Annotated in this window: 21 protein-coding genes; 6 read left to right on the forward strand and 15 right to left on the reverse strand. The window is 32.5% G+C overall.

Annotation, left to right across the window (positions count from 1 at the left end; translation table 11 throughout):
* Positions 1-63: 63 nt before the first annotated feature.
* On the forward strand, positions 64-1,314 hold the full coding sequence (locus ACI5KZ_RS05645) for an NAD(P)/FAD-dependent oxidoreductase (RefSeq protein WP_406847167.1): 1,251 nt from the start codon (positions 64-66) through the stop codon (positions 1,312-1,314).
* A 32-nt stretch (positions 1,315-1,346) separates the two neighbouring features.
* Here the strand turns inward: ACI5KZ_RS05645 and ACI5KZ_RS05650 are convergent, their stop codons facing one another.
* On the reverse strand, positions 1,347-1,949 hold the full coding sequence (locus ACI5KZ_RS05650; protein ID WP_109309362.1) for a hypothetical protein: 603 nt from the start codon (positions 1,947-1,949) through the stop codon (positions 1,347-1,349).
* Between the two features lie 124 nt (positions 1,950-2,073).
* A complete protein-coding gene (locus tag ACI5KZ_RS05655; protein ID WP_109309363.1) occupies positions 2,074-3,033 on the reverse strand; it encodes an NAD-dependent epimerase/dehydratase family protein in 960 nt (319 codons plus the stop codon).
* A gap of 151 nt (positions 3,034-3,184) precedes the next feature.
* Here ACI5KZ_RS05655 and ACI5KZ_RS05660 point away from each other — a divergent pair, with 151 nt between their 5' ends.
* Both ACI5KZ_RS05660 and ACI5KZ_RS05665 read left to right on the forward strand, forming a co-directional pair.
* Positions 3,185-3,691, forward strand: a complete 507-nt coding sequence (locus tag ACI5KZ_RS05660; RefSeq protein ID WP_109309364.1) for a hypothetical protein — start codon at positions 3,185-3,187, stop codon at positions 3,689-3,691.
* A 94-nt stretch (positions 3,692-3,785) separates the two neighbouring features.
* Positions 3,786-5,882: a M13 family metallopeptidase gene (locus ACI5KZ_RS05665; RefSeq protein ID WP_406847168.1), complete on the forward strand. Its 2,097-nt coding sequence runs from the start codon at positions 3,786-3,788 to the stop codon at positions 5,880-5,882.
* Positions 5,883-5,958: 76 nt separating this feature from the next.
* On the opposite strand, the gene ACI5KZ_RS05670 is transcribed toward ACI5KZ_RS05665, so the two are convergent.
* Positions 5,959-6,657, reverse strand: a complete 699-nt coding sequence (locus ACI5KZ_RS05670) for a hypothetical protein (protein WP_109309366.1) — start codon at positions 6,655-6,657, stop codon at positions 5,959-5,961.
* An 81-nt stretch (positions 6,658-6,738) separates the two neighbouring features.
* Complete coding sequence (locus tag ACI5KZ_RS05675; protein WP_406847169.1) at positions 6,739-9,036, reverse strand: M28 family peptidase; 2,298 nt, start codon at positions 9,034-9,036, stop codon at positions 6,739-6,741.
* A 116-nt stretch (positions 9,037-9,152) separates the two neighbouring features.
* Between ACI5KZ_RS05675 and ACI5KZ_RS05680 the strand changes: the two genes are divergently transcribed.
* Positions 9,153-9,623 carry a CBS domain-containing protein gene (locus ACI5KZ_RS05680; RefSeq protein ID WP_406847170.1) on the forward strand — a complete coding sequence of 157 codons (471 nt, stop codon included), beginning with the start codon at positions 9,153-9,155 and terminating at the stop codon, positions 9,621-9,623.
* Between the two features lie 3 nt (positions 9,624-9,626).
* Here ACI5KZ_RS05680 and nadB read toward each other — a convergent pair whose 3' ends face one another.
* Positions 9,627-11,174 carry an L-aspartate oxidase gene (nadB, locus tag ACI5KZ_RS05685; RefSeq protein ID WP_406847171.1) on the reverse strand — a complete coding sequence of 516 codons (1,548 nt, stop codon included), beginning with the start codon at positions 11,172-11,174 and terminating at the stop codon, positions 9,627-9,629.
* The gene (gene nadA / locus ACI5KZ_RS05690; protein ID WP_109309370.1) at positions 11,175-12,101 is read right to left on the reverse strand and encodes a quinolinate synthase NadA; all 927 of its coding nucleotides are present in this window, start codon (positions 12,099-12,101) and stop codon (positions 11,175-11,177) included. It abuts the gene before it with no gap.
* 127 nt (positions 12,102-12,228) lie between these two features.
* On the opposite strand from nadA, the gene ACI5KZ_RS05695 reads away from it, so the two are divergent.
* Positions 12,229-12,705, forward strand: a complete 477-nt coding sequence (locus ACI5KZ_RS05695) for an RrF2 family transcriptional regulator (RefSeq protein ID WP_406847172.1) — start codon at positions 12,229-12,231, stop codon at positions 12,703-12,705.
* Positions 12,706-12,713: 8 nt separating this feature from the next.
* Here the strand turns inward: ACI5KZ_RS05695 and ACI5KZ_RS05700 are convergent, their stop codons facing one another.
* Both ACI5KZ_RS05700 and ACI5KZ_RS05705 read right to left on the reverse strand, forming a co-directional pair.
* On the reverse strand, positions 12,714-13,064 hold the full coding sequence (locus tag ACI5KZ_RS05700; RefSeq protein WP_109309371.1) for a hypothetical protein: 351 nt from the start codon (positions 13,062-13,064) through the stop codon (positions 12,714-12,716).
* 20 nt (positions 13,065-13,084) lie between these two features.
* Positions 13,085-13,615: a GNAT family N-acetyltransferase gene (locus tag ACI5KZ_RS05705; protein WP_109309372.1), complete on the reverse strand. Its 531-nt coding sequence runs from the start codon at positions 13,613-13,615 to the stop codon at positions 13,085-13,087.
* A 166-nt stretch (positions 13,616-13,781) separates the two neighbouring features.
* Here ACI5KZ_RS05705 and ACI5KZ_RS05710 point away from each other — a divergent pair, with 166 nt between their 5' ends.
* Positions 13,782-14,114, forward strand: a complete 333-nt coding sequence (locus tag ACI5KZ_RS05710; protein WP_109681025.1) for a single-stranded DNA-binding protein — start codon at positions 13,782-13,784, stop codon at positions 14,112-14,114.
* A gap of 30 nt (positions 14,115-14,144) precedes the next feature.
* On the opposite strand, the gene ACI5KZ_RS05715 is transcribed toward ACI5KZ_RS05710, so the two are convergent.
* The 7 genes from ACI5KZ_RS05715 to metG form a co-directional block, all read right to left on the reverse strand.
* The gene (locus ACI5KZ_RS05715) at positions 14,145-15,020 is read right to left on the reverse strand and encodes a DMT family transporter (protein WP_406847173.1); all 876 of its coding nucleotides are present in this window, start codon (positions 15,018-15,020) and stop codon (positions 14,145-14,147) included.
* 102 nt (positions 15,021-15,122) lie between these two features.
* On the reverse strand, positions 15,123-17,240 hold the full coding sequence (locus tag ACI5KZ_RS05720) for a Tex family protein (RefSeq protein WP_406847174.1): 2,118 nt from the start codon (positions 17,238-17,240) through the stop codon (positions 15,123-15,125).
* Positions 17,241-17,325: 85 nt separating this feature from the next.
* Positions 17,326-18,126 carry an META domain-containing protein gene (locus ACI5KZ_RS05725; RefSeq protein ID WP_109309392.1) on the reverse strand — a complete coding sequence of 267 codons (801 nt, stop codon included), beginning with the start codon at positions 18,124-18,126 and terminating at the stop codon, positions 17,326-17,328.
* Between the two features lie 12 nt (positions 18,127-18,138).
* Positions 18,139-18,843 (reverse strand): OmpA family protein, encoded by a 705-nt coding sequence (locus ACI5KZ_RS05730; RefSeq protein ID WP_109309393.1) that lies wholly within the window; start codon positions 18,841-18,843, stop codon positions 18,139-18,141.
* A gap of 4 nt (positions 18,844-18,847) precedes the next feature.
* Positions 18,848-19,318: a lipocalin family protein gene (locus tag ACI5KZ_RS05735; RefSeq protein ID WP_109309394.1), complete on the reverse strand. Its 471-nt coding sequence runs from the start codon at positions 19,316-19,318 to the stop codon at positions 18,848-18,850.
* Positions 19,319-19,472: 154 nt separating this feature from the next.
* Positions 19,473-20,105 carry a class I SAM-dependent methyltransferase gene (locus ACI5KZ_RS05740; protein WP_406847175.1) on the reverse strand — a complete coding sequence of 211 codons (633 nt, stop codon included), beginning with the start codon at positions 20,103-20,105 and terminating at the stop codon, positions 19,473-19,475.
* A gap of 3 nt (positions 20,106-20,108) precedes the next feature.
* Positions 20,109-22,238 carry a methionine--tRNA ligase gene (metG, locus tag ACI5KZ_RS05745; protein ID WP_109309396.1) on the reverse strand — a complete coding sequence of 710 codons (2,130 nt, stop codon included), beginning with the start codon at positions 22,236-22,238 and terminating at the stop codon, positions 20,109-20,111.
* Between the last annotated feature and the right edge of the window lie 37 nt (positions 22,239-22,275).

The raw sequence follows: 22,275 nt of genomic DNA on the forward strand, positions 1-22,275 counted from the left end.
AACTAAAGTAGTTATTTTGGACTGCAAATTTATAATAATAAATGAATTAATACTATAAAGACTATGAGCGATATACATGTAGATGTTTTAATTATAGGCGCAGGTCCATCTGGTTGTGTTGCAGCAGCTTATCTTAACAGTCAAGGTTTCAATATAAAAGTTGTTGAAAAAAGTTTGTTTCCAAGATTTGTAATAGGTGAAAGTTTATTGCCTAGATGTATGGAACACTTTGAGGAAGTAGGCCTGTTAGAGAGTTTAAAAGCAGCCAATTTTGAAATAAAAAATGGCGCTCGTTTTTTAAGAGATGATGTGGTTTGTAATTTCGATTTTAGTAAAAAACATACCGATGGATGGGATTGGACATGGCAAGTGCCACGAGCTGATTTTGATGACATTTTAGCCAAAGAGATTGTAAAAAAAGGGGTTGATGTTTCTTTTGAACATGAAGTAGTCGATGTTACTTTTGAAGCAGATGGATCTTCGATAACAACAGTGAAAGATGCAGATGGAAATAATTATAACATTCATGCAAAATTTATTGTAGATTCTAGTGGTTATGGCCGAGTATTACCTAGGCTATTAGATTTAGATAAACCTTCTTCAATACCAGTGCATTCATCCATTTTTGGGCATGTAAAAGACATTAACAGACCAGAAGGCGAAGAGGGTACTCTTATTACTTTCGATGTGCTTGATAAAGATACCTGGTTTTGGGTAATCCCTTTTTCGAATGGTAATACAAGTTTAGGCTTTGTTGGTAAAAATGAATTTATAGATTCTTTTAATGGGACAACTTCAGAACGTCTTCAAAACATGCTTAAAGAGTCAGATTACTATTACCAAAGATTTAAAGATGCACCATTATTATTTGAACCAAAGAGTATTAGAAATTATTCTAAAGCTGTTAAACAGTTCTATGGAAAAGGTTATGCATTAACGGGCAATAGTGCAGAATTTTTAGATCCTGTGTTTTCCTCAGGTGTCACGTTTGCAACAGAATCGGCTTTAAAAGCCGCAAAATTAATTACTAAAGAATTAAAAGGAGAATCTGTAAACTGGGAAGAAGATTATACCAATTATATAAAACGTGGGGTTGATGTTTTTGCAACTTATGTAAAAGAGTGGTACACGGGTAATTTACAAACTTTATTCTTTCATAGACCGGAAAATCCTGAAGTGAAACGTCAAATTTGTGCTGTTTTAGCTGGATATGTTTGGGATGAAACAAATCCGTTTGTTAAAAAGCATGACCGGTTGGTTAAAACATTAGCACATTTAATAAATATGGAAAAAGAAAAAAGCGAGTCTAATTAGACTCGCTTTTTAATTGTTTTTGAGAATTATATTTATTTTGTGTTTTTGTACATGTGTTTAGTTAATGCTCTCGCAAAAATTATATAAGCATCTGCAATTCGTTGTCCAGAATTAAAATCGTAGCCACCACTACCTGCACCTTCAATTTTTGTATAATCTACTTCGAAGATAACATCATCAGGACTGTCATTTTTATATACACTAAGTGTAACTTCAATTTTAGAATTTTTTCTAACAACACCTACATTATAACCAGGATAGATAAAAGTTGTGTGAATTTTCATAGTATATTCAGCACTTCCTAAATCTCTGTCCACTTTTACAAGACCATCTTTATATCTATCATTAAAGGTTTCAATAAATCTTGGTTCGTAAAAGTTCTCTCTATCCGAAAACCAAGATTCTTTAAATTTTTCTCCAGTTCCAGGTTCTTTTTCATCTCTTTTGGCCATTTTGTCTTCTAAAAAGGCTTCTTCAGAATCGAATTTTGGAATTTCTAAATCAGAATAATCAAACACAAGAGTATACTCTGAAATCCCTTTTAAATTGTCCCAATCGCCCTTTGTAACATTTGCTTTTTGAGAAAACATGATTGAAGTAGAAAGTAAGAATGCAAAAAATAATATTTTATTCATGGTAATAAGTTTTATTGATTATTGGGCTAATATAAAGTAACTTTATGATATGCGACATACGAAAAACTACGTATTTTAAACTTTGTGGTTTAAAATATTTATGATAAAATAAAACGAGAATTGCTTAAACAGGTTGTTTAACTTTTGCTTTTAGGTTTGTAAGCATTTCTCGAGTAATATCATCTAAAGAAAAAGAATGTTTCCAACCCCAATCTTCGCGAGCTCTAGTATCGTCTATGCATTTAGGCCAAGAATCGGCTATTTTTTGTCTAAAATCTGGGTTGTATGAAATAGTAAATTCAGGAATATATTTTTGTATTGATTTAGCGATTTGTTTTGGTGTAAAACTAACGGCTGAAATGTTATAAGAAGATTTTACTTTTATGTCTTCGGGTTTGGCATCCATAATAGCTATTGTTGCTTTTATAGCATCATCCATAAACATCATTGGTAATTCGGTGTCCTCAGATAAAAAGCATTCGTATTTTTTTTCAGCTATTGCTTTGTGATAAATTTCTACAGCATAATCAGTGGTTCCTCCTCCAGGCATTGTTTTCCAACTAATAATTCCAGGATAGCGTAAGCTTCTAATATCTACACCATATTGTTTATGGTAGTATTCACACCAATGTTCTCCTACTTCTTTCGTGATACCATAAACAGTAGCAGGTTCCATAATGGTGCATTGAGGGGTGTTTTCCTTGGGAGTTGTGGGTCCAAATACTGCAATACTTGAAGGCCAAAACACTTTTTTAATAAAGCCTTCTTTGGCTAAATCTAATACATGAAATAAGGATTCCATGTTTAATTCCCATGCTTTTCTTGGAAATTTTTCTCCAGTAGCACTTAACATGGCTGCCATTAAATAAATGGTATTTATTTGGTATTTTTCAACACAAATTTTAACAGAACTAAAATCTTGCGCATCTACTATTTCAAAAATACCAGAATTAACTAATTCAATATTATTGTAGCTTATATCACTAGCAATAACATTATTTGCAGGATAAATGCTTCTTAATTTTTGAGTTAGTTCAGATCCTATTTGACCACCTGCACCAATTATTAATATTTTAGGAATCATTTTTTAGTATTTGGTTTTCAAAAATAATAAGATTTTTATAGTTGTATTATAAAATTAACTTAAAAAATGCGCTTTAAATATTAAACATGTGCTAAACAATAGGATATAAAAAACCGAAATCTATATATTTGCTATTCTTTATAAATTGCACATGAAATTAATTTTAAGTTTTTTCCTAATTGTATGCCTGTTTTCTTGTGAAGAGAACACTAAAAATGAGCAACAAACAGAAAACAATACAACTGTTTTAGTTTCTAAAAAGAATATACAAAAGCTTAATTATACAGATTTTGTTTTAGATTCTAAAGTTAAGAAAAAAATTCAAGGTTGGAATAAGTATACCGAGTTGGAAGGTGTTATTTTAAATTTAAAACAGGGAAATTTATCTTATTTTAAAGAGAATCATGATATATTAGAAGCATTAATCACTGATCTTAAAGAGACCATTCCAGAAAGCGTTAATTCGCCATCAGTTATGTCAAGATTAATTGCTTTAGACACAAAACTATACAAATTAGAGAGTGTAGTAAATCTTTCAAATACAACTTCAGATAAATTAATTATTCCAATTAAGGAAGTGTTAGTTTCTTTTTCAAATTTAAATCTTCAAATGAATAAAAAGATTGAAAGAGAATCTCAAAAAATTCAAAAACCTTAGTAAAGTTGCTAGATTTATTAAGATTTTGTTAATGTGCTTATCTAAATAAGTAATTACTAGTATTTTTCGCGTTTTAATATTCAACCCTTACTCTATGAACAAAAAAAACATGAGACTGTCGCTATTTAGCGCTGTAGCTTTAGCAGGTTTAATTGCATGCAAAAATGACCAAAACAAAGACATGGCACAACTTGAAGTTGAAAAAATTCCGGGAATAAATTTAGATTTTATGGATACCTCCATAAAACCAACCAACGATTTCTTTAATTATGTGAATGGAACCTGGTTAAATACCAATGAAATTCCAGCAGATAGAACTCGATGGGGAAGTTTTGATGAGCTTCGACAAAAAACAGACGAGGACGCTTTGTCTATTTTAAAATCTGCAATGTCTAATAATAAAGATTTAGAAAAAATTGAAGTTCTTCCTGGTTCAGACCAAGAGAAAGCTGTAAAACTTTTTCAGACTATTATGGATACGGTTTCTAGAAATCATCAAGGTATCGATCCTATTAAACCTTATTTATCTAAAATTGAAAACATTACAGATATTGAAGATTTACAAGCTTATTTAATAGAGATGGAACCTCAAGGAGGGGCTGGCTTTTTTGGGTTTGGAGTAGGCTCTCATCCAAAAAATAGTGATTTAAACGTTGGTTATATTGGTAATGGTTCTTTGGGATTAAGCAGAGATTATTATGTAGACCAAGACGACGATACGAAAGAAAAGAGAGAGAAATATCGTGCACATATTGCAAGGATGTTACAATATATTGGTGAGACAGAAGCATCTTCAAAGCTAAAAGCAGACCAGATTTTAGAATTCGAAACACGAATGGCTAAATCAACAATGACAAAAGAAGACAGAAGAGATGCCAGAAAAAGATTCAATCCAAAATCTTTAGAGGACTTAAAAGTAATGACCACCTCTGTAGATTGGGAAGCTTATTTTAAGGGTATTGGTGTAACATCTATTGATACAGTTATAGTTTCAGATCCAGGTTATTTTAAAACACTTGATGTGTTATTAAAAGAAAATAAAGTTGATGTTTGGAAAGATTATTTAAACTGGACCTTAATTAGACGTGCAGCAGGAAAGTTAACAACCGAAATGGAAACTGCAAATTGGGAGTTTTATAGTAGAGACTTAAGAGGTTCTAAAGAACAAAGACCAAGGGATGAACGTGCCTTGAATACTTTAAATGGTACAGTTGGAGAAGCTTTAGGGAAATTGTATGTAGACAAAATGTTTCCGCCAGAAGCTAAAGAGAAAGCAGAACTGATGATAAAAAACATCATGATTGCTTTCGAAAATAGAATTCAGAACTTAGAGTGGATGGCACCAGAAACTAAAGTAAAAGCTATTGAGAAACTTCAAAAAATGAGTGTTAAAATAGCCTATCCAGATAAATGGAAAGACTATTCTGCTCTTGACATTAAAGGAGTCGATGAAGGTGGGTCTTATTTTATAAACTTAAATAATGCTTCTAAATGGAATTTTAATGAAAGTTTAAATAAGCTTGGAAAACCAGTTGATAAAAGCGAATGGCATATGGCACCACAAATTGTGAATGCTTACTTTATGCCTTCATATAACGAGATTGTTTTTCCTGCAGCTATATTACAACCACCATTTTATAACTATCAAGCAGACGACGCTGTAAATTATGGAGGTATTGGAGCTGTTATTGGACATGAGATATCTCATTGTTTTGATGATTCAGGTTCTCGATATGATGCCAATGGCAATTTGAATAATTGGTGGACAGAAGAAGATTTAGAAGAGTTTACTGTTTTAGGAAAACAATTATCAGAACAGTTTAGTCAAGTAAAAGCTTTTCCTGATGTTTCATTAAATGGAGATTTTACTTTAGGAGAAAATATTGGAGACTTAGGTGGTGTTAATGCTGCTTATGATGGTTTACAGATGTATTTAAACGAAAAAGGGAGACCTGAGGACATTGATGGTTTTACACCAGAACAACGTTTCTTTATGAGTTGGGCAACTATCTGGAGAACCAAATACACAGATGATGCTTTAAGAAATCAAATTAAAACAAATACACATTCACCAGGTATGTATCGTGCTGTAATGCCATTACAGAATGTAGATGCTTTTTACGAAGCGTTTGATGTTAAAGAAGGAGATAACATGTATCTAGCTCCAGAGAATCGAGTTAAAATATGGTAATTTTTAAAATATATTAAAAACTAAAAACCAGCACTAAATTGCTGGTTTTTAGTTTTAGATAATTATTAGATTATGTTTATTCTTTTGTTTTTGACTTTTGTCCTAAAAGTGCATTTCTACTTACAAAGGCCAAATTGAAATTGGGTGCTATAGTTAATGCTTGTTCTAGGTATGAAACAGCAGTGTCAATATTTGTTTCTTTATTTTGGTTAAAAACTACAAGTCCTTTTAAATATAAAAAAGCAGCTTTTAGAGGCACTTGATATGGCTGTTGTGTTTCATAAAACGTTTTTTTAATGTTGTCGTCTACATGTAAAAGGCCGTATTCAACTTTTTTAGAAGCTTCTGTTATATTTTGTGTTTGTAAATATAATTCTGCTAATTCGTAAGCAACTGTTACGTTTTCAGTTCTTCTAAATAGTTCTTCAAATTGTTTTAATGCGAGCTGTGGCTGGTTTAAAGATTTTAAGGACACCGCTTTAATCTCGACAGCCATATCTGAATCTGTTGCAAAGAGCTCTACGCCAATGGTATTTATAGCTTGTGTAAACTTACCGTCTTTCATGTATAAAAAAGCTAAAGTGTCTTGTCTAGCATCAGAAGGTTCTAAAACAATTAAATGTGTTAGCCCATTAATAACCCCTTGAATATCGCCTTGGGTTTTCATTTGTTTATAATAAGCTTCATAATGCTTTAATAACTCTTGGGTGTTTTGTGCATTTGCACCTAAATTTAAACACATGGTAATGCAAAATAGAAGAATGGCTCTTTTCATAAAAATCTTATTTTTTTATCTCAAAATTATAAAAATTCATCACTTAATATCTTTAAATCCTGTTAATTATTCATATTGTACTTATTCAATAACAATGGTTTTTTTAAGCAACACCGCATCATTTATTACAAATGGTTTTGGAATCATTTCATTGGGTCTTTCTTCAACTCTAAACAAATCATTATCTAATAAATCGAAAGACATGTCATAAAATGTGAAGGTGGTTTTCTGGTTTTTAGGAACGCTAAATTCAATTTCTAGAAATTTATTATCCACCACATAATATTCAAACAGTCTGTTATATTCTCTTTCTGAAAACACAAAACCTGCTTTGTTTTTTTCTATTTCAAGACCATTTACATTAAAAGAGGTAAATACATTTGTTGAATCGGCATAAAGATCCATTCTATTTACAACACGTTGTGGAGAAATAAAAAGTTTTAAATACCTGGATTCACCAATAATGGTATCTTTTTGTATATCCACATAAGTTTCTTTAAAAGGTTTAATATTTGCTTTTTTACTATAGGTGAAATTCGTATTGTATTTGCTTGCAAAAGTTATTTTTGAAATATCGTGGTTTTCATCTGGAGAGTCAGTAAGATATGCTTCAGTCCATGGATCTAATACCTTGTCGTAAGTTGTCCAAATAGCTTCATTTTTATCCATATCTAAGTAATAAACCAAACTATTAGGTTTTGGGTGTTCTTCATTAAAATCAGCATTTAAATGCGCAGACACAAAACAACAAAAAGCTAAAATAAATAAGATATAAGACCACCTGTTTTTATATCTATAAAATCCAAATACACCAATACATAATGAGAAAATTAAGGACACCAAAATGGTAGTAGCAATAATGGTTTTTAAACCTAAACCAACAGGAAACATTTTAACAAAAGGCGATAATATCAATAAAGCAGGAAACAGTAAAAACGTCATTAAAATTAAACTAGGATGTTTTTGCCTTACAAGTACAAACAAACTTATAAGTCCGAAATAAACAGGAATAATAAAGAAACTAGCACCTTTAAGCTGAAAAGCAATGACACCACAAATAACTAACCATAAGAATAATGGAGGAACCACTAAGCTTGCCGTATTTTCTGGCTTATATACTTTATTATAAAGCCACATGCAAATAGCAGCAGAAAGTAAACTAAATGCTAAAATGTAGGTAGTGCCATTATACGTAAACCCTTGAAGTATTTCGTTGTATTGAGGATAGATTGTTGTTAATATTTTCCATCCAAAATACCCAATGCCACCATTAATTATTAAAGCAGCAATTCCAGGTAAAAAACCAATAGCAATGTGTTTTGAATTTAAGGTTCTTTTATTTATGCCATAAAATACTAATGCTATAAATATCAATATGGCTATAATAAGCATTGGAAAAACCCAAGAATACGGATATGTTACTGTTTTAAAAAGAGGTACATTAAAGTAGATATCGTCTGTATCACTTTTTAGATTATTAAGATTGGCATCTGCAAAATAATGTAGTAAAGGCATCAAGTAGCTGCCTTGATGTTCTAAGGTATTTCGGTCTAATCTTTCGTAAGTATCTAAAGCAGTATGGTAATCAAAATGGTCGTCTATAAAAGCAAAATTAAACCCTTCAATATTTCCATCTTCTCTAAAACGAGTTAAATCTGTATCGTTTGGTAGTTTTTTATACACACTATAAGCTAATGAGTTGGCTACTGGATATTGTGGATTGGCAGCCTTAAAACCAGAAATTAAGGCCTTATTTCCTCCGTTAGTTTCCATAAGCATATAACTTGGACCACCACTTCCTCGAGCTTCAAAGTTTAAGACTAAGCCTACATCTTGAGCCCAAGGGTGTTTGTTTACAAAAAGAGAAGCACCATTTAGGCCCAATTCTTCCGCATCAGAAAACATAATAATCAAATCATTTTTTGGCGTTTTATTTTCGTGTAAATAAGCCCTTAGCCCTTCCAGAATAGTAACAACACCAGAGCCAGCATCACTTGCTCCTAAAGACGCATGAGATTTACTATCGTAATGCGATAGTAACATCAAGGCCTTAGAATTCTCTAAACCTTTAATTCTCGCTAGGATGTTTTTTGGTTTGGTTATGGTTCCCCAATCTGTTAAGATATATCCTTCTTGAATTTCGGTTTCTAAACCTAAATCTTGTAATGCTTTTACTAGGTAATTTTTAACTCTCTCATGATCTGGACTCCCAACATAATGAGGGTTTTTTGAAATTTCTTTTAAATGAATTAACGCTCTTTGTGTAGAAAAGGTACTGTTTGGTGCGTCTATAGAAGAAATATTGCTTGGCAATAAAGCTGAAAAACTCCAGTAAATAGCAGCAATAATTAAAATAATGGAAAACACTTTTTTTAACATGACTGGATGTGGTTGGTTAGTTTTTATAAAAATAAGAAAATAATCTCAGCAAATTATCAGTTAGGATAACTCATTAATAATAAGTATATTTAAGATTAATAAAAAATTGATTCATCATGGCAATAAAGAGTTTCCAAGGAGCTAGAAAGCAACAATCAGATACATCTGAAGACGCTCCATTTAAAGTTAGTGATATTATGTGTAAAGATCTCATCACTTTTAAACCAGAACAATCTGTTGAAGAAGTTATTGAAACGTTAATAAATAAAAAAATATCTGGTGGCCCTGTTGTAAATGATAATAATGAATTGATTGGGATTATTTCTGAAGGAGATTGCTTGAAACAAATTAGTGAAAGTAGATATTATAATATGCCAATGGAGAATGATAATGTAGAAAAGCGTATGGTAAAAGATGTTGAAACTATTGATGGAAACATGAATGTGTTTGATGCTGCCAATAAATTTTTAGAATCTAAAAGAAGACGTTTCCCAATAGTAGTAAACGGTAAATTGGTAGGACAAATTAGTCAGAAAGATATTTTAAAAGCAGCCATAAGCTTAAAAGGACATACTTGGGACAAATAATAATTATATATTATTTACATTAAAGAATCCTCCTTTATTTTGTTTTCTTTTTAAAGATTGTCCAATAATTAAATGGGCAACATTTACCATATTTCGTAGTTCGCATAGTGTGGTTGTAACTTTAGACGTTTTATAAAGTTCTTCAACTTCTTTATGGATAATATCTAGCTGTTTAGTGGCTTTTAATAATTGGTTATCACTTCTTACAATGCCAACATAATCACGCATTAAAGTTTGTAATTTCTTTAGGTTATGTATAATTAAAATATGTTCTTTGGGGATGCTTGTTCCTTTATCATCCCAAAATGGAAGCATTTGTTCTTTAACTGATACGAGATTTTTGCATAGATATTCAAATATACTATGAGCATAAACTAATGCTTCTAATAATGAATTTGAAGCTAATCTGTTAGCGCCATGGAGTCCTGTTCTTGAGCATTCACCACAAGCAAATAGATTGGTAATAGACGTTTTTCCATCTACATCAACTTCAATGCCTCCACATACATAATGCGAAGCAGGAACTACTGGAATCCAATCTTTCCCAATGTCAATATTGTTGTCCAAACAGGTTTTATAAATATTTGGAAAATGGTGTTTAAAACCTTCAATATTTAAATGTGTACAATCTAAATAGACACAACTGTCTCTAGTTTTCTTTAATTCAGTATCAATACTTTGAGAAACTATGTCTCTAGAGGCTAATTCGGCACGTACATCATAATTTGGCATAAACCTATTGCCATCCTTTGTTCGTAAATACGCTCCAAATCCTCTAACAGCTTCCGAAATTAAAAAAGCAGAACCTTCCCGATTTGTGCATAAAGCTGTTGGGTGAAACTGTACAAACTCCATATCCTTTATTCTGGCTTTCGCTCTATAAGCCATAGCAATCCCATCTCCAGTGGCAATAGTAGGATTTGTTGTATGTCCATATAAACGACCAATGCCACCAGAAGCCAATACAGTATTATCTGCTTGTATTGTTAGAATCTCTCCAGTTTTTTGATGCAACACATAAGCACCAAAACAGTTGATGTTTTTAGACACTAATTTTAATTGATGTTCAGTAATTAAATCGATGGCAAAATGATAAGCTAATATGCTGATGTTTTTAAGTTGATGCACACGAGCTAATAATGCACGTTCAATTTCGTAACCTGTGATATCTTTATAATGCACAACTCGATTCTGACTGTGGCCACCTTCTTTTCCTAAATCGAGTTTTCCTGTTTGATTTACATCAAATTGTGCTCCCCAGACCATGAGTTCTTTTAAGCGCTTGGGACCTTCTGTAATAACCATGTTTACAACGGCTTTGTTGCACAAACCATCGCCAGCAATTAACGTATCTTCAATATGTTTTTGGAATGAATCAGTTTTGTAATCTAATACAACTGCAACACCACCTTGAGCGTATTTGGTGTTAGACTCGTCCTCATCTCCTTTGGTTACAATGGTGATGTTTTTCTTAGGAAAAGCTTCAGCATACTTTACAGCCAATGTTAAACCTGCAACCCCAGAGCCTATAATAAGTAAGTGGGTTTTCATTTATTTAGATAGTTCCAGCATGCGTTCAATTGGTATTAAAGCCTGTTTTCTAATAGGTTCTGGAACATCAATTTGTGGGGATTCATTCAATAAACAATCGTATAGTTTTTGAAGTGTATTCATTTTCATAAAAGCACATTCACTACAAGCACAGGTGTTATCTTCTTCAGCAGGAGCAGGTATTAATAACGTATTTGGTACTTCTTGTTGCATTTTATGAAGGATTCCTGCTTCTGTAGCTACAATAAATTTTTCCTCCGGATGTTTTTTTACAAATTGAATCATCCCAGCTGTAGATCCAATGTAATTGGCAGCATCAAGAATATGAGCTTCAGATTCTGGATGAGCGATAATTTTGGAGCCAGGATGTTTTTGATATAAATTTAATAGTTTGTCTATAGAAAAGGCTTCATGTACTATACAAGCACCATCCCAAAGTGCTAAATTGCGACCAGAAACCTTACTGATATAATGACCTAAATTTTTATCAGGTGCAAAAATAATTGGGATTTTCTTTGGAACAGATTCTACAATTTTTAGGGCATTTGATGAGGTGCAAACTATATCACTCATAGCTTTAATTTCTGCAGAACAATTGATGTAAGTTATCACTAAATGGTCTGGATGTTGTTCTTTAAAAGTTTTAAATGCGTCTGGAGGACAGGAATCTGCTAAAGAGCAACCAGCTTTTAAATCTGGTAAAACAACGGTTTTGTTTGGGTTCAAGATTTTTGCTGTTTCAGCCATAAAATGAACACCAGCAAACACAATAATGTCGGCATCTGTTTCTGCTGCCTTTTGAGACAAACCTAAGCTGTCACCTACATAATCTGCCACATCTTGAATTTCAGGCACCTGATAATAATGCGCTAAAATAACAGCGTTCTTTTCATTTTTTAAACGAAGTATTTCTTTTTTTAAGTCCAAAGTATCTAGGGATTAAGAATAATATATGAAGCAAATTTATTGGTAAGCTGCCTTACAAATTATGATATAAATCATATATCGACTTATTGATTAAAAATAATAGGACAAAAACATCTTTTTTATATCTTTGAAAAAAAACACTGTGTTATCAAATGCTTGTCAGTATGCTATTAGATCCATTTTTTATTTAGGAATGTGTTCTGATGAAAAGCATAAGATTGGAGTAAAGATTATCTCTAAAGAATTGGAAGTTCCTCAGCCTTTTTTGGCTAAATTACTTCAACAATTAAATAGAAACAATCTTGTTACTTCAACTAAAGGACCTTATGGAGGGTTTTATTTAAGTGATGAAAACAAACAACATTCAGTTTGGGATATTGTGCTAGTAATTGATGGTCAAGAAAAGTTTAATCAATGTTTTTTAGGTTTATCTAAATGTGGAGATGATAATCCGTGTCCAGTACATTTTACAGTTTCTGCTTTTAAAAAGAAACTTTTTCAAGATTTTAAAGAAAAATCTATTGCAGAATTTGTTGAAGACATACAGATTAAAGGCAGATACATTTCATTAAAAGATTTTAATATTTTAGATGAAAACTCTTAATCAAATATTTAGCTTTCACGTTTTACCAAAGCATAAAAGTCTCCTTCAAGAGGAAGATATCCTTGATCGTAAACAAAATAATAAACAGTTCCTGCTTTAGTAGTATAAATACTTGTAAAGTAGTTAAAGTCGAATCCTTTTTCTATAAGTTTGGCTCTGGAAGTTTTGGTTTTCTGCTCAGGATTGAGTGCTTCTAAAATTCGGTAGTTTTTTCTCAAACGGTTATTGGTGTTTCTAATTAGATTTTTAGAATCTTTATTTACACGGTTATTAAATGAATTCCTACAAGCATCACAACAGAATTTTTTGTCAATTCTGCCAACAATCTTATCACCACATTCCAGACATTGTTTTTGCATTTTATTTTTTTAAATTCCCATTACGGGCTTGTCATTTTATACCAACGTAAATTTACTTGCTCTTGTTCAAAATAAAAATCTTCCACATAGTACAAACCTATTTTTAAAAGAGCATTGTGTGACGCTTGATTCCCAAATTCAGTAGTTGCATATACTTCAGGAAGTTTCATACAATTAAAAGCATAATCTACAGAAGCTTTACCAGATTCAGTAGCATATCCTTTTCCCCAAAAACGTTTCATAAGTCTGTAACCAACATCGTAATATCTAGTAAAGCCATTCATATTGTATTCTGTATTTAAACGCAAACCAGACCATCCAACAAAATCACCCGAATCTTTTTCAATAACGGCAAACCTGCCAATGCCTCGTTCTTTATATTGCTTAAGCACGCTTTCTAGAATTTTTTGAGATTCATCTATTGTCTTTACAGGTTTATTTCCTAAATATTTATGAACTTCAGGATCTGAGTCTAAAGTAAACATCCCTTCCAGATCAGATAATCTTAATTCTCTTAAAAGGAGTCTTTCTGTTTCAATGTAAAATGTCATGCTACAAGATACAAAATATTCGTTTACAAACGACTACAAACATTTACAAACGAATTTAAATAGTTAATAACCGACTAACATTTGCAAGTGGTTGCATCTTTGCCTTGTTGAATTGACCGAACGATATTCAATAGTATTAACTGTTTAACAATTAAAATTTAAAATTATGAACACGCTTAGAAACAAAGTACAGTTGATTGGAAATCTTGGAAACGACCCAGAAATTATCAATCTTGAATCAGGAAAAACATTAGCAAAATTTGCTATAGCAACAAACGAAAGTTATAAAAATGCTAAAGGCGAAAAAATTACAGACACACAATGGCATAATGTAGTTGCTTGGGGAAAAACGGCAGAGATTATTGAAAAATATGTCACAAAAGGCAAAGAAGTTGCTATTGAAGGAAAATTAACTTCAAGAAGTTACGAAACTAAAGAAGGTGAAAAACGCTATATAACCGAAGTGGTATGTAATGAACTTTTGATGTTAGGAAAATAGTATTTGTAAACTATATATTTAAAAAGCGACTTAGGTCGCTTTTTTTATTTTAAAAATCTGTTTCTCAATGAAGGTTATACGTATGCCAAACAACAAAATAAATCCACCAAGAACCATTTGTAAAGAAATTGTTTCATCTATAAACATCCAAGCCAATAGGGACGCTAAAATACCCTGTCCCAACAAGCTTACCGATACTCTAGTTGCTCTCATATGCTGTGTTGCATAACTAATAAGAAACCAAGCTAATAATTGACATACAACAGCCTGAATAATTAAAACGAGCCAACCTGCATTAGAAAAACCAGTAAATGGTTCGTTAATGGCATAACTTACAAGGCCTAAATGAACTGAAGAAGACAGTAAACTTAAGGTCATAAATGTAATAACATTCATCGTTTTTAAGACCTCCTTACTAATCAACATATAAAAGGCATAAAGCACACCTGAAAGAACTCCAAAACTAAAAGCCAAGTCAAAATCAAGGTTTCTAAATACAGTAAAACCAACCAACATCATCATCCCAAAAACGGCAATAACTGTCCCAATCCAAAAATTTGTTTTTGGTTTATCTTTTACAAAAAACAACGATAAAACGCCTACCCAAACAGGAGATAAGTTTGTTAATAATGAAGCTTGAGTTGCTGTAGATTCTTGGATAGCAACATTCCAAACAGCCACATCGCTACCAAAAACAATACCACATAAAATAGCTAAAAGCCCAGCTTTTAAATTTGGGATTTTAAATTGTTTACTTATTAAAACATAAGGTAGTAACAACACCAACGAAAACAACATTCTGTAGAATGCCGAAATAACTCCTGGTGTCAAGTTTAACTTAACCAAAATAGGGAATATTGAAATACAAAATATTCCAATAACTAGTGCTATTCTTGCCTTTTTCATGTAAATCTATTTAGTAACTTAATTTGAACCGGCAAAAGTACTTATAATTTACAGGTTTTACTGAGACTAAATTAGCCAGTTGTGATTAAATATTATCCTATTTTATTTATGAAGTTTTAACTGGATGCGTTTTCGTGCGACATCTACTTCTAATACTTTTACAATAACTTGCTGATGTAAACTAACATGTGCATTTACATCGCTAACAAAACTATCTGATAAATTGGACACATGAATCAAGCCACTTTCTTTAATTCCAATATCTACAAAAGCACCAAAATTGGTTACGTTATTTACAATGCCAGGAAGTAATTGCCCTTCTTGTAAATCGGTTATGAATTTAATGTTTTGATTAAACGTAAACACTTTTGCTTGCTCACGAATATCTAGACCGGGTTTTTCCAATTCCTTAAAAATATCTTGAAGTGTTGGTAAACCTATAGAATTGGTACAATATTGTTTTAAGTCTATCTTTTGAAGAAGTTCTTTATTCCCTATTAAATCTAAAACTTCCTTGCCCAAATCTTTTGCCATTTTTTCAACAATCGCATAACTTTCTGGATGTACAGCCGAATCGTCCAATGGATTCTTTGGATCTTTAATTCGTAAAAAAGCAACACCTTGTTCAAAGGCCTTATCTCCTAAACGTGGAACTTTTTTAATGGCATTTCTGGATTTAAAAACGCCATGTTCTGTTCTATAATTAAAAATATTTTCTGCTAATTTGGGTCCAATTCCAGACACATAACTTAATAAACTAGTGCTGGCAGTATTGATATTTACACCAACAGCATTTACGCAGTTTTCTACTACAATATCTAGTTCTTTTTGAAGTTTGGTTTGGTCCACATCGTGCTGATATTGTCCAACACCAATAGATTTGGCATCAATTTTAACCAGTTCTGCAAGTGGATCTTGCAGGCGCCTTCCTATAGAAACAGAGCCACGGACTGTGACATCGTAATTCGGAAATTCGTCACGAGCAATTTTTGATGCTGAATAAATACTAGCTCCAGCCTCACTAACTACAAAGACCTGAATATCGTTTTTAAAACGAATCTTTCTAATTATGGCTTCGGTTTCCCTAGAAGCTGTCCCGTTTCCAATGGCAATGGCTTCTATTTGATACGCTTCAGAAAGTGAACTTATTTTTTTCATGGCTCCAATAGTATCACTTTTTGGAGGATGTGGATAAATGGTTTCGTTGTGTTTTAAATTCCCTTGTGCATCCAAGCACACAATTTTGCATCCTGTTCTAAAACCTGGATCGATGGCTAATACGCGTTTTTCACCCAAAGGCGAACCAAGTAATAACTGTTTTAAGTTTTTAGCAAATACATTAATAGCAGATTCGTCAGCTTTTTCTTTGGCTTTTTGAAGCGCTTCATTCGATAAAGATGGGAACAATAAACGTTTATAGGCATCTTGAATGGCTATTTCAAGGTGATTGGAACAGGCATTATTAGACCGAATAATACGATCTTCAATTTTAGCTAAAGCTTTCTCGGTGTCTATAGCTATTTTAACTTTAATAAATCCCTCTTTTTCGGCTCTTAAAATGGCTAGTAATCTATGGGATGGAATTCTACTTAAAGTTTCTTCCCATTCAAAATAATCTCTATATTTTTGAGCGTTTTCATCATCTTTTTTAGATTTAATTACTTTGGTTGAAATCATGGAGAAACGGTCTAATTGATGACGTATAGTATTCCTGACATCTGTTCGTTCGTTAATCCATTCGGAAATAATATGCCTGGCGCCTTCCAAAGCATCTTCAACAGAAGTTACATCACCTTTTACATATTTATAAGCAATAAATTCTATATCTGAAGCATTTTGACTCATGATAATTTTAGCCAAAGGTTCCAAACCATTTTTTCTGGCAGTTTCTGCTTTGGTTTTTCTACTTTTTTTATAAGGCAAGTACAGGTCTTCAAGGGCTGTTAAATCTTGAGTGGTTTCAATTTTTCTCTTTAATTCTTCCGTTAAAACGTCTTGGTCTTCTAAAGCTTTTAAAATGGTGGTTTTTCGTTTTTCTAACGTTTCAAATTGTTCTTTATATTTTACAATATCTCCTATTTGAACTTCATCTAGATTGCCAGTACGTTCTTTTCTATAACGTGAAATAAACGGAATGGTACAAGCTTCATCTAATAATTCGACCGTGTTTTTTACAGATGTTTCTGGAAGTTTTGTTTGGGATATAATATACGAAATCATAAATCTATTTTGAATGTCGAAAATACTAAAAAAACCTCGCAGTACATCGTCTGCGAGGTTTTTCGTTTATAGAAATTTAATGGACTTATTCTGCAGTTTCAAAAACTGCTAAAGGCGCCATTTTTGCCTTATTTAGTGTCATGGTATTTGCATTTAAGGAAAAGTTGTCTGCTGTATTTAAGACTTTAATAAATTGATCTTCAACAGTCATATCTGGGCAAGCCATCATGGTTGTTGCTATTTTAGAAAGTTCCAATTGTGTGTTATTTTCAATGTTGTATGTACCAGTAAAGGTGTTGCAACCAGAATTTCCAAACACACGATTATCCTCTGTTGCAAAAGAAATAAAGGCTTCGCTATCAGTTATGTCTTTTCCCATAAGTTTTACTAATTTCCATTTGGTATCTGTAAATGCAATTTCTTCATTATTAGACAAATCTTGTTTTTTTAGAATATAAAAATCGGCTAATTCGCCAGTCACTTTATTTCCGGATTTATTGAGTTGCGTTAAGGTGTTTTCACCAACAAAATACATCGTTCCATTATCGTCTGACAATAGAATTTTTTGACCATTATCGATCCATTTTATGTACCCACGACTATCAAAAACACCATCTTTTTCACCTAGATAATTGTCTTTGGAAACATATGTTTGGTCTTTATTAATGGTAATGGTTCTCTCAATTCCTTCGCAGTCTGCACATGGAAGTGTGCCTTTATAAGTGCCTTCCCAATCTAAGGATTTTTCACTTGTATGAGAATCGATGACAACTTCTTCTTCAATTAAGTTCTCCGAAGTCGTTTCAGCATTCTTTTTATTGTTGGAATTGCAACTAGTAAAAAGAATAAATACAATGGCCGTAAGTTCTAATAATCTAAATTTCATTTATATAATTTTTTAATTGTTTACTTCGTTTTTAGCATCTTCAATCATTTGTTCACTAGGTAAAATGGCAACATTAACACGTCTGTTTTTGGCACGACCTTCAGCAGTTGCATTATCGTGCATGGGTTGGGTTTCTCCAAACCAGTTGGTAGTAAATCTACCATTACTTAGCCCTGAACCAATGAGGTAATTAGTTACAGCATAAGCTCTGTTCTTTGAAAGCGTCATGTTATAAGATTCTGCTCCCACACTATCTGTATGGCCAACAACCAAAATATTGGTGTCTGGATATTCTTTAAACACATTTGATAATTTGTTTAAGGTTTCTTGAGATGCATTATTAATATTGTATTTGTCTGTAGCAAAATACACGCCACTATTTTCATCGAATGTAATTACAATACCATCATCGATACGTTCTACTTGAGCTCCCGGAATTTCTTCTTCAATTTTTTGAGCTTGTTTGTCCATTTTATTACCAATAAGTACACCAGCTCCTCCACCAACTACGCCACCAATAACTGCGCCAATTTCGCCATTGCCACCTTTACCAACATTGTTGCCAATAATAGCTCCTAAAATGGCTCCACCGGTAGCACCTATTACGGCACCTTTTTGTTTGTTGTTTGCGTTATCTACAGCTTTGCAATTGGCAAAACTGATTAATATGATACTGGCAAGTGCAATTATTTTAATTTTATTTATATGTAAGTTCATGATTTTAAAGTTTTGTAAAGTTCATAATTATAGTAAAAGGCTTGTTGTCCACTGTAACGGTTTGCTGCCATTGCATATTGGTTTCTGATAGCGCATTTAGTTTCAATCTAAACCCTTGATTGGTTTCCGATTTGCCTTTTTTGTTTGTTGGTTTTAAAAGAAAATCATACAAACCAGTAGTTTCGTCTATTTCTTGAATGGTAAATACAAAAAAGCGTTCTCCAGTAGAACAAGACGTATCATTAATAGTGTAAAGTCCTGTATTGTTGTTTGGAATAAATTGCCAGGTACTACCTTCAAAACAAGTTTTAGAAGCATCGCCAAATAGTGATACATTGTAAGTTCCAGTCTCACTATAACTTATAGCGTTTAAGGTCCAATTTCCTTTGATAACTTTTTTAGAGTCTCGAACTGTTTTGGAGCTTCCACATGAAAGCATCGATATTGTTAATAGGAATAGGATTAATTTTTTCATAAGTGATATTTTTTAAACTGATTCAAAATTAACTAATAAAACATTTTCTAATTGATGCAATAGAGTAAAAAGCTAATTCATTTACTTGTGCAACTATCTTATTTACGGAAGAATTTTCCTATAGGATGTTTTAATTCTTAACTTTCAGAAAACATTAACATCTTTTAAATAAAGTATAGACATATGGACGTTCGCTACCAAATGGATTGATAAATGTATGGTTGAAAGAATTTATAAGCTTAAAGCTGTTTCCTAATTTATTTTGAAGCATTTCTACATTGTAACGTTTCAAATCTAAACCACAGCATTTTTCTGCGCCATCTAAACTGAAAACAGCAATAAGCACATAACCATCTTTTGTAACTATTTTTTTAATAAGATTGAAATAGGCTGTTTGTTCTTCATCTTTTAAAAAGAAATGAAGCACAGCGCGATCAATCCATAAATCTATTGACTCTAGATTTTGTAATACTATAGGTTTGGTTAAATCGTCTACAATACTGTTTAGATTATAATTATGAGATTTTAATATACGTTCTTTTAATTTCTCAAGAGCTAAATTGCTTAAATCGTTTGCAATTAGATTAGTGAAACCTGCATCTAAAAGTACATCGATTAATGTCGTAGTTCCTACACCAACATTTAAAATTCTGGCATCTTTTTCAAGCTTACATGTGTCAATAAGTTGCATGGTTGGTGTTGGGTTTTCTTCAAACCAACCCAATTGATTATCGGCTTTATCATAAGCTTTGTTCCAGTGTTCTTTTAAATTTTGAGGGTAGTTCATTTGCTAACTAATATGCAATCCGTTATTAACTGAAGCATCATCAGGATTTACAAACACCAATTTCCCTTCTGGAGTTTCAGTCATTAAAATCATCCCTTGGCTTTCCACACCACGTAAGGCTCTTGGAGCCAAATTGACTAAAACAGTTACTTTTTTTCCAACAACTTCTTCTGGAGTAAAACTTTCGGCAATGCCTGAAACTATAGTTCTTACATCAATTCCAGTATCTACTTTTAATACTAAAAGCTTTTTAGCTTTTGGCATTTTTTCAGCTTCCAAAATAGTTCCAACTCTAATGTCTAATTTGGTGAAATCATCAAATGTAATTTCTTCTTTTTGAGGTTCTACTGTTTTGTTGGCTGCTTCATTAGCTTTTTTAGTCGCTAATAATTTATCTACTTGTGCTTGTACAGTTTCATCTTCAATTTTAGAAAATAATAATTCTGCTTTTCCTATCTGATGCCCGGAAGGAAGAAGAATGTCTTTTGAAGAGATGTCGTTCCAACTTAGAGCGTCATTGCGAGACTCATTTTTTTGAGTCGTGGCAATCTCTTTGTTTGATGAGATAACCACGTCGCTTTGTTCCTCGTTATGAAATAATCCTAAAATATCTTTTAATTTATTGGAAGTAAATGGTAAAAATGGTTCGCTTAAAGTGGCTAAAGCTGAAGCTATTTGTAAAGCGACGAACATGATGGTTTGTGTTCTGGCTTGATCTTCTTTAATCACTTTCCAAGGCTCTTCGTCTGCTAAATATTTGTTTCCAAGTCTAGCTAAATTCATTAATTCTTGTCCAGCTTCACGAAACCTGTATCGTTCAATCGAGCTTGAAATTACGGCTGGATAAGCTTTAACAGTTGCTAAAGTTTCTTCATCTATTTGAGAAAATTCAGATGGGTTAGGAATAACTCCATTGTAGTATTTATTAGTTAAAACAACCACACGATTGATGAAATTTCCAAAAATAGCCACCAACTCGTTATTATTTCTAGCCTGAAAATCTTTCCAAGTAAAATCGTTATCCTTTGTTTCTGGAGCATTAGCAGTTAAAGCATAACGCAATACGTCTTGCTGATTTGGAAAATCTTCCAAATATTCTGGTAACCAAACAGCCCAATTTTTAGAAGTTGACAATTTGTTGCCTTCTAAATTTAAAAACTCGTTTGCTGGTACGTTATCAGGTAGAATATAGCTTCCTTCAGCTTTTAACATGGCTGGAAAAATAATGCAGTGAAATACAATATTATCTTTCCCTATAAAATGCACCAATTTGGTGTCTTTATCTTTCCAATATGGCTCCCAATCTTTTCCTTCGCGTTCTGCCCATTCTTTGGTTGCAGAAATGTAACCTATTGGAGCATCGAACCACACATAAAGCACTTTGCCTTCGGCATCTGGAAGTGGTACAGGAATTCCCCAATCTAAATCTCTGGTTACAGCTCTGGGACGTAACCCATCGTCAATCCACGATTTTACTTGTCCGTAAACATTAGATTTCCAGTCCTTTTTATGACCTTTTAAAATCCATTCTTTTAAAAAGGCTTCGTGTTTATCTAAAGGTAAAAACCAGTGTTTGGTTTGTTTTAAAGTTGGGACATTTCCTGTAATAGCCGATTTAGGATTAATTAAATCTGTGGCATTATGACTGGTTCCACATTTTTCACATTGATCGCCATAGCTTTCTTCGTTGCCACATTTTGGACAGGTTCCAACGACAAATCGATCAGCTAAGAACTGATTGGCTTCTTCATCGTATAATTGTTCAGTAACTTCTTCATTAAACTCTCCTTTTTCATATAAAGTGGTAAAGAAATCTGAGGCTGTATCATGATGAATTTTAGCCGTAGTTCTAGAATAATTATCTAAAGAAATGCCAAAGTCTTCAAACGATTTTTTAATAATTGCATGATATTTATCAACAACATCTTGAGGCGAAACACCTTCTTTTTTCGCTTTAATGGTAATGGGAACACCATGTTCATCACTTCCACAAATAAAGGCCACATCGTTTCCTGTTAATCTTAAATAGCGAGCGTATATATCTGCTGGCACATAAACACCTGCAAGATGTCCAATATGGATTGGACCATTTGTGTATGGTAAAGCAGCTGTTATGGTATATCTTTTTGACATTTTTAGAACTTTTTTGAGATTACAAAAGTACACAATT

It is taken from the genome of Xanthomarina sp. GH4-25, from assembly GCF_045363175.1.
Taxonomy (GTDB): domain Bacteria; phylum Bacteroidota; class Bacteroidia; order Flavobacteriales; family Flavobacteriaceae; genus Xanthomarina.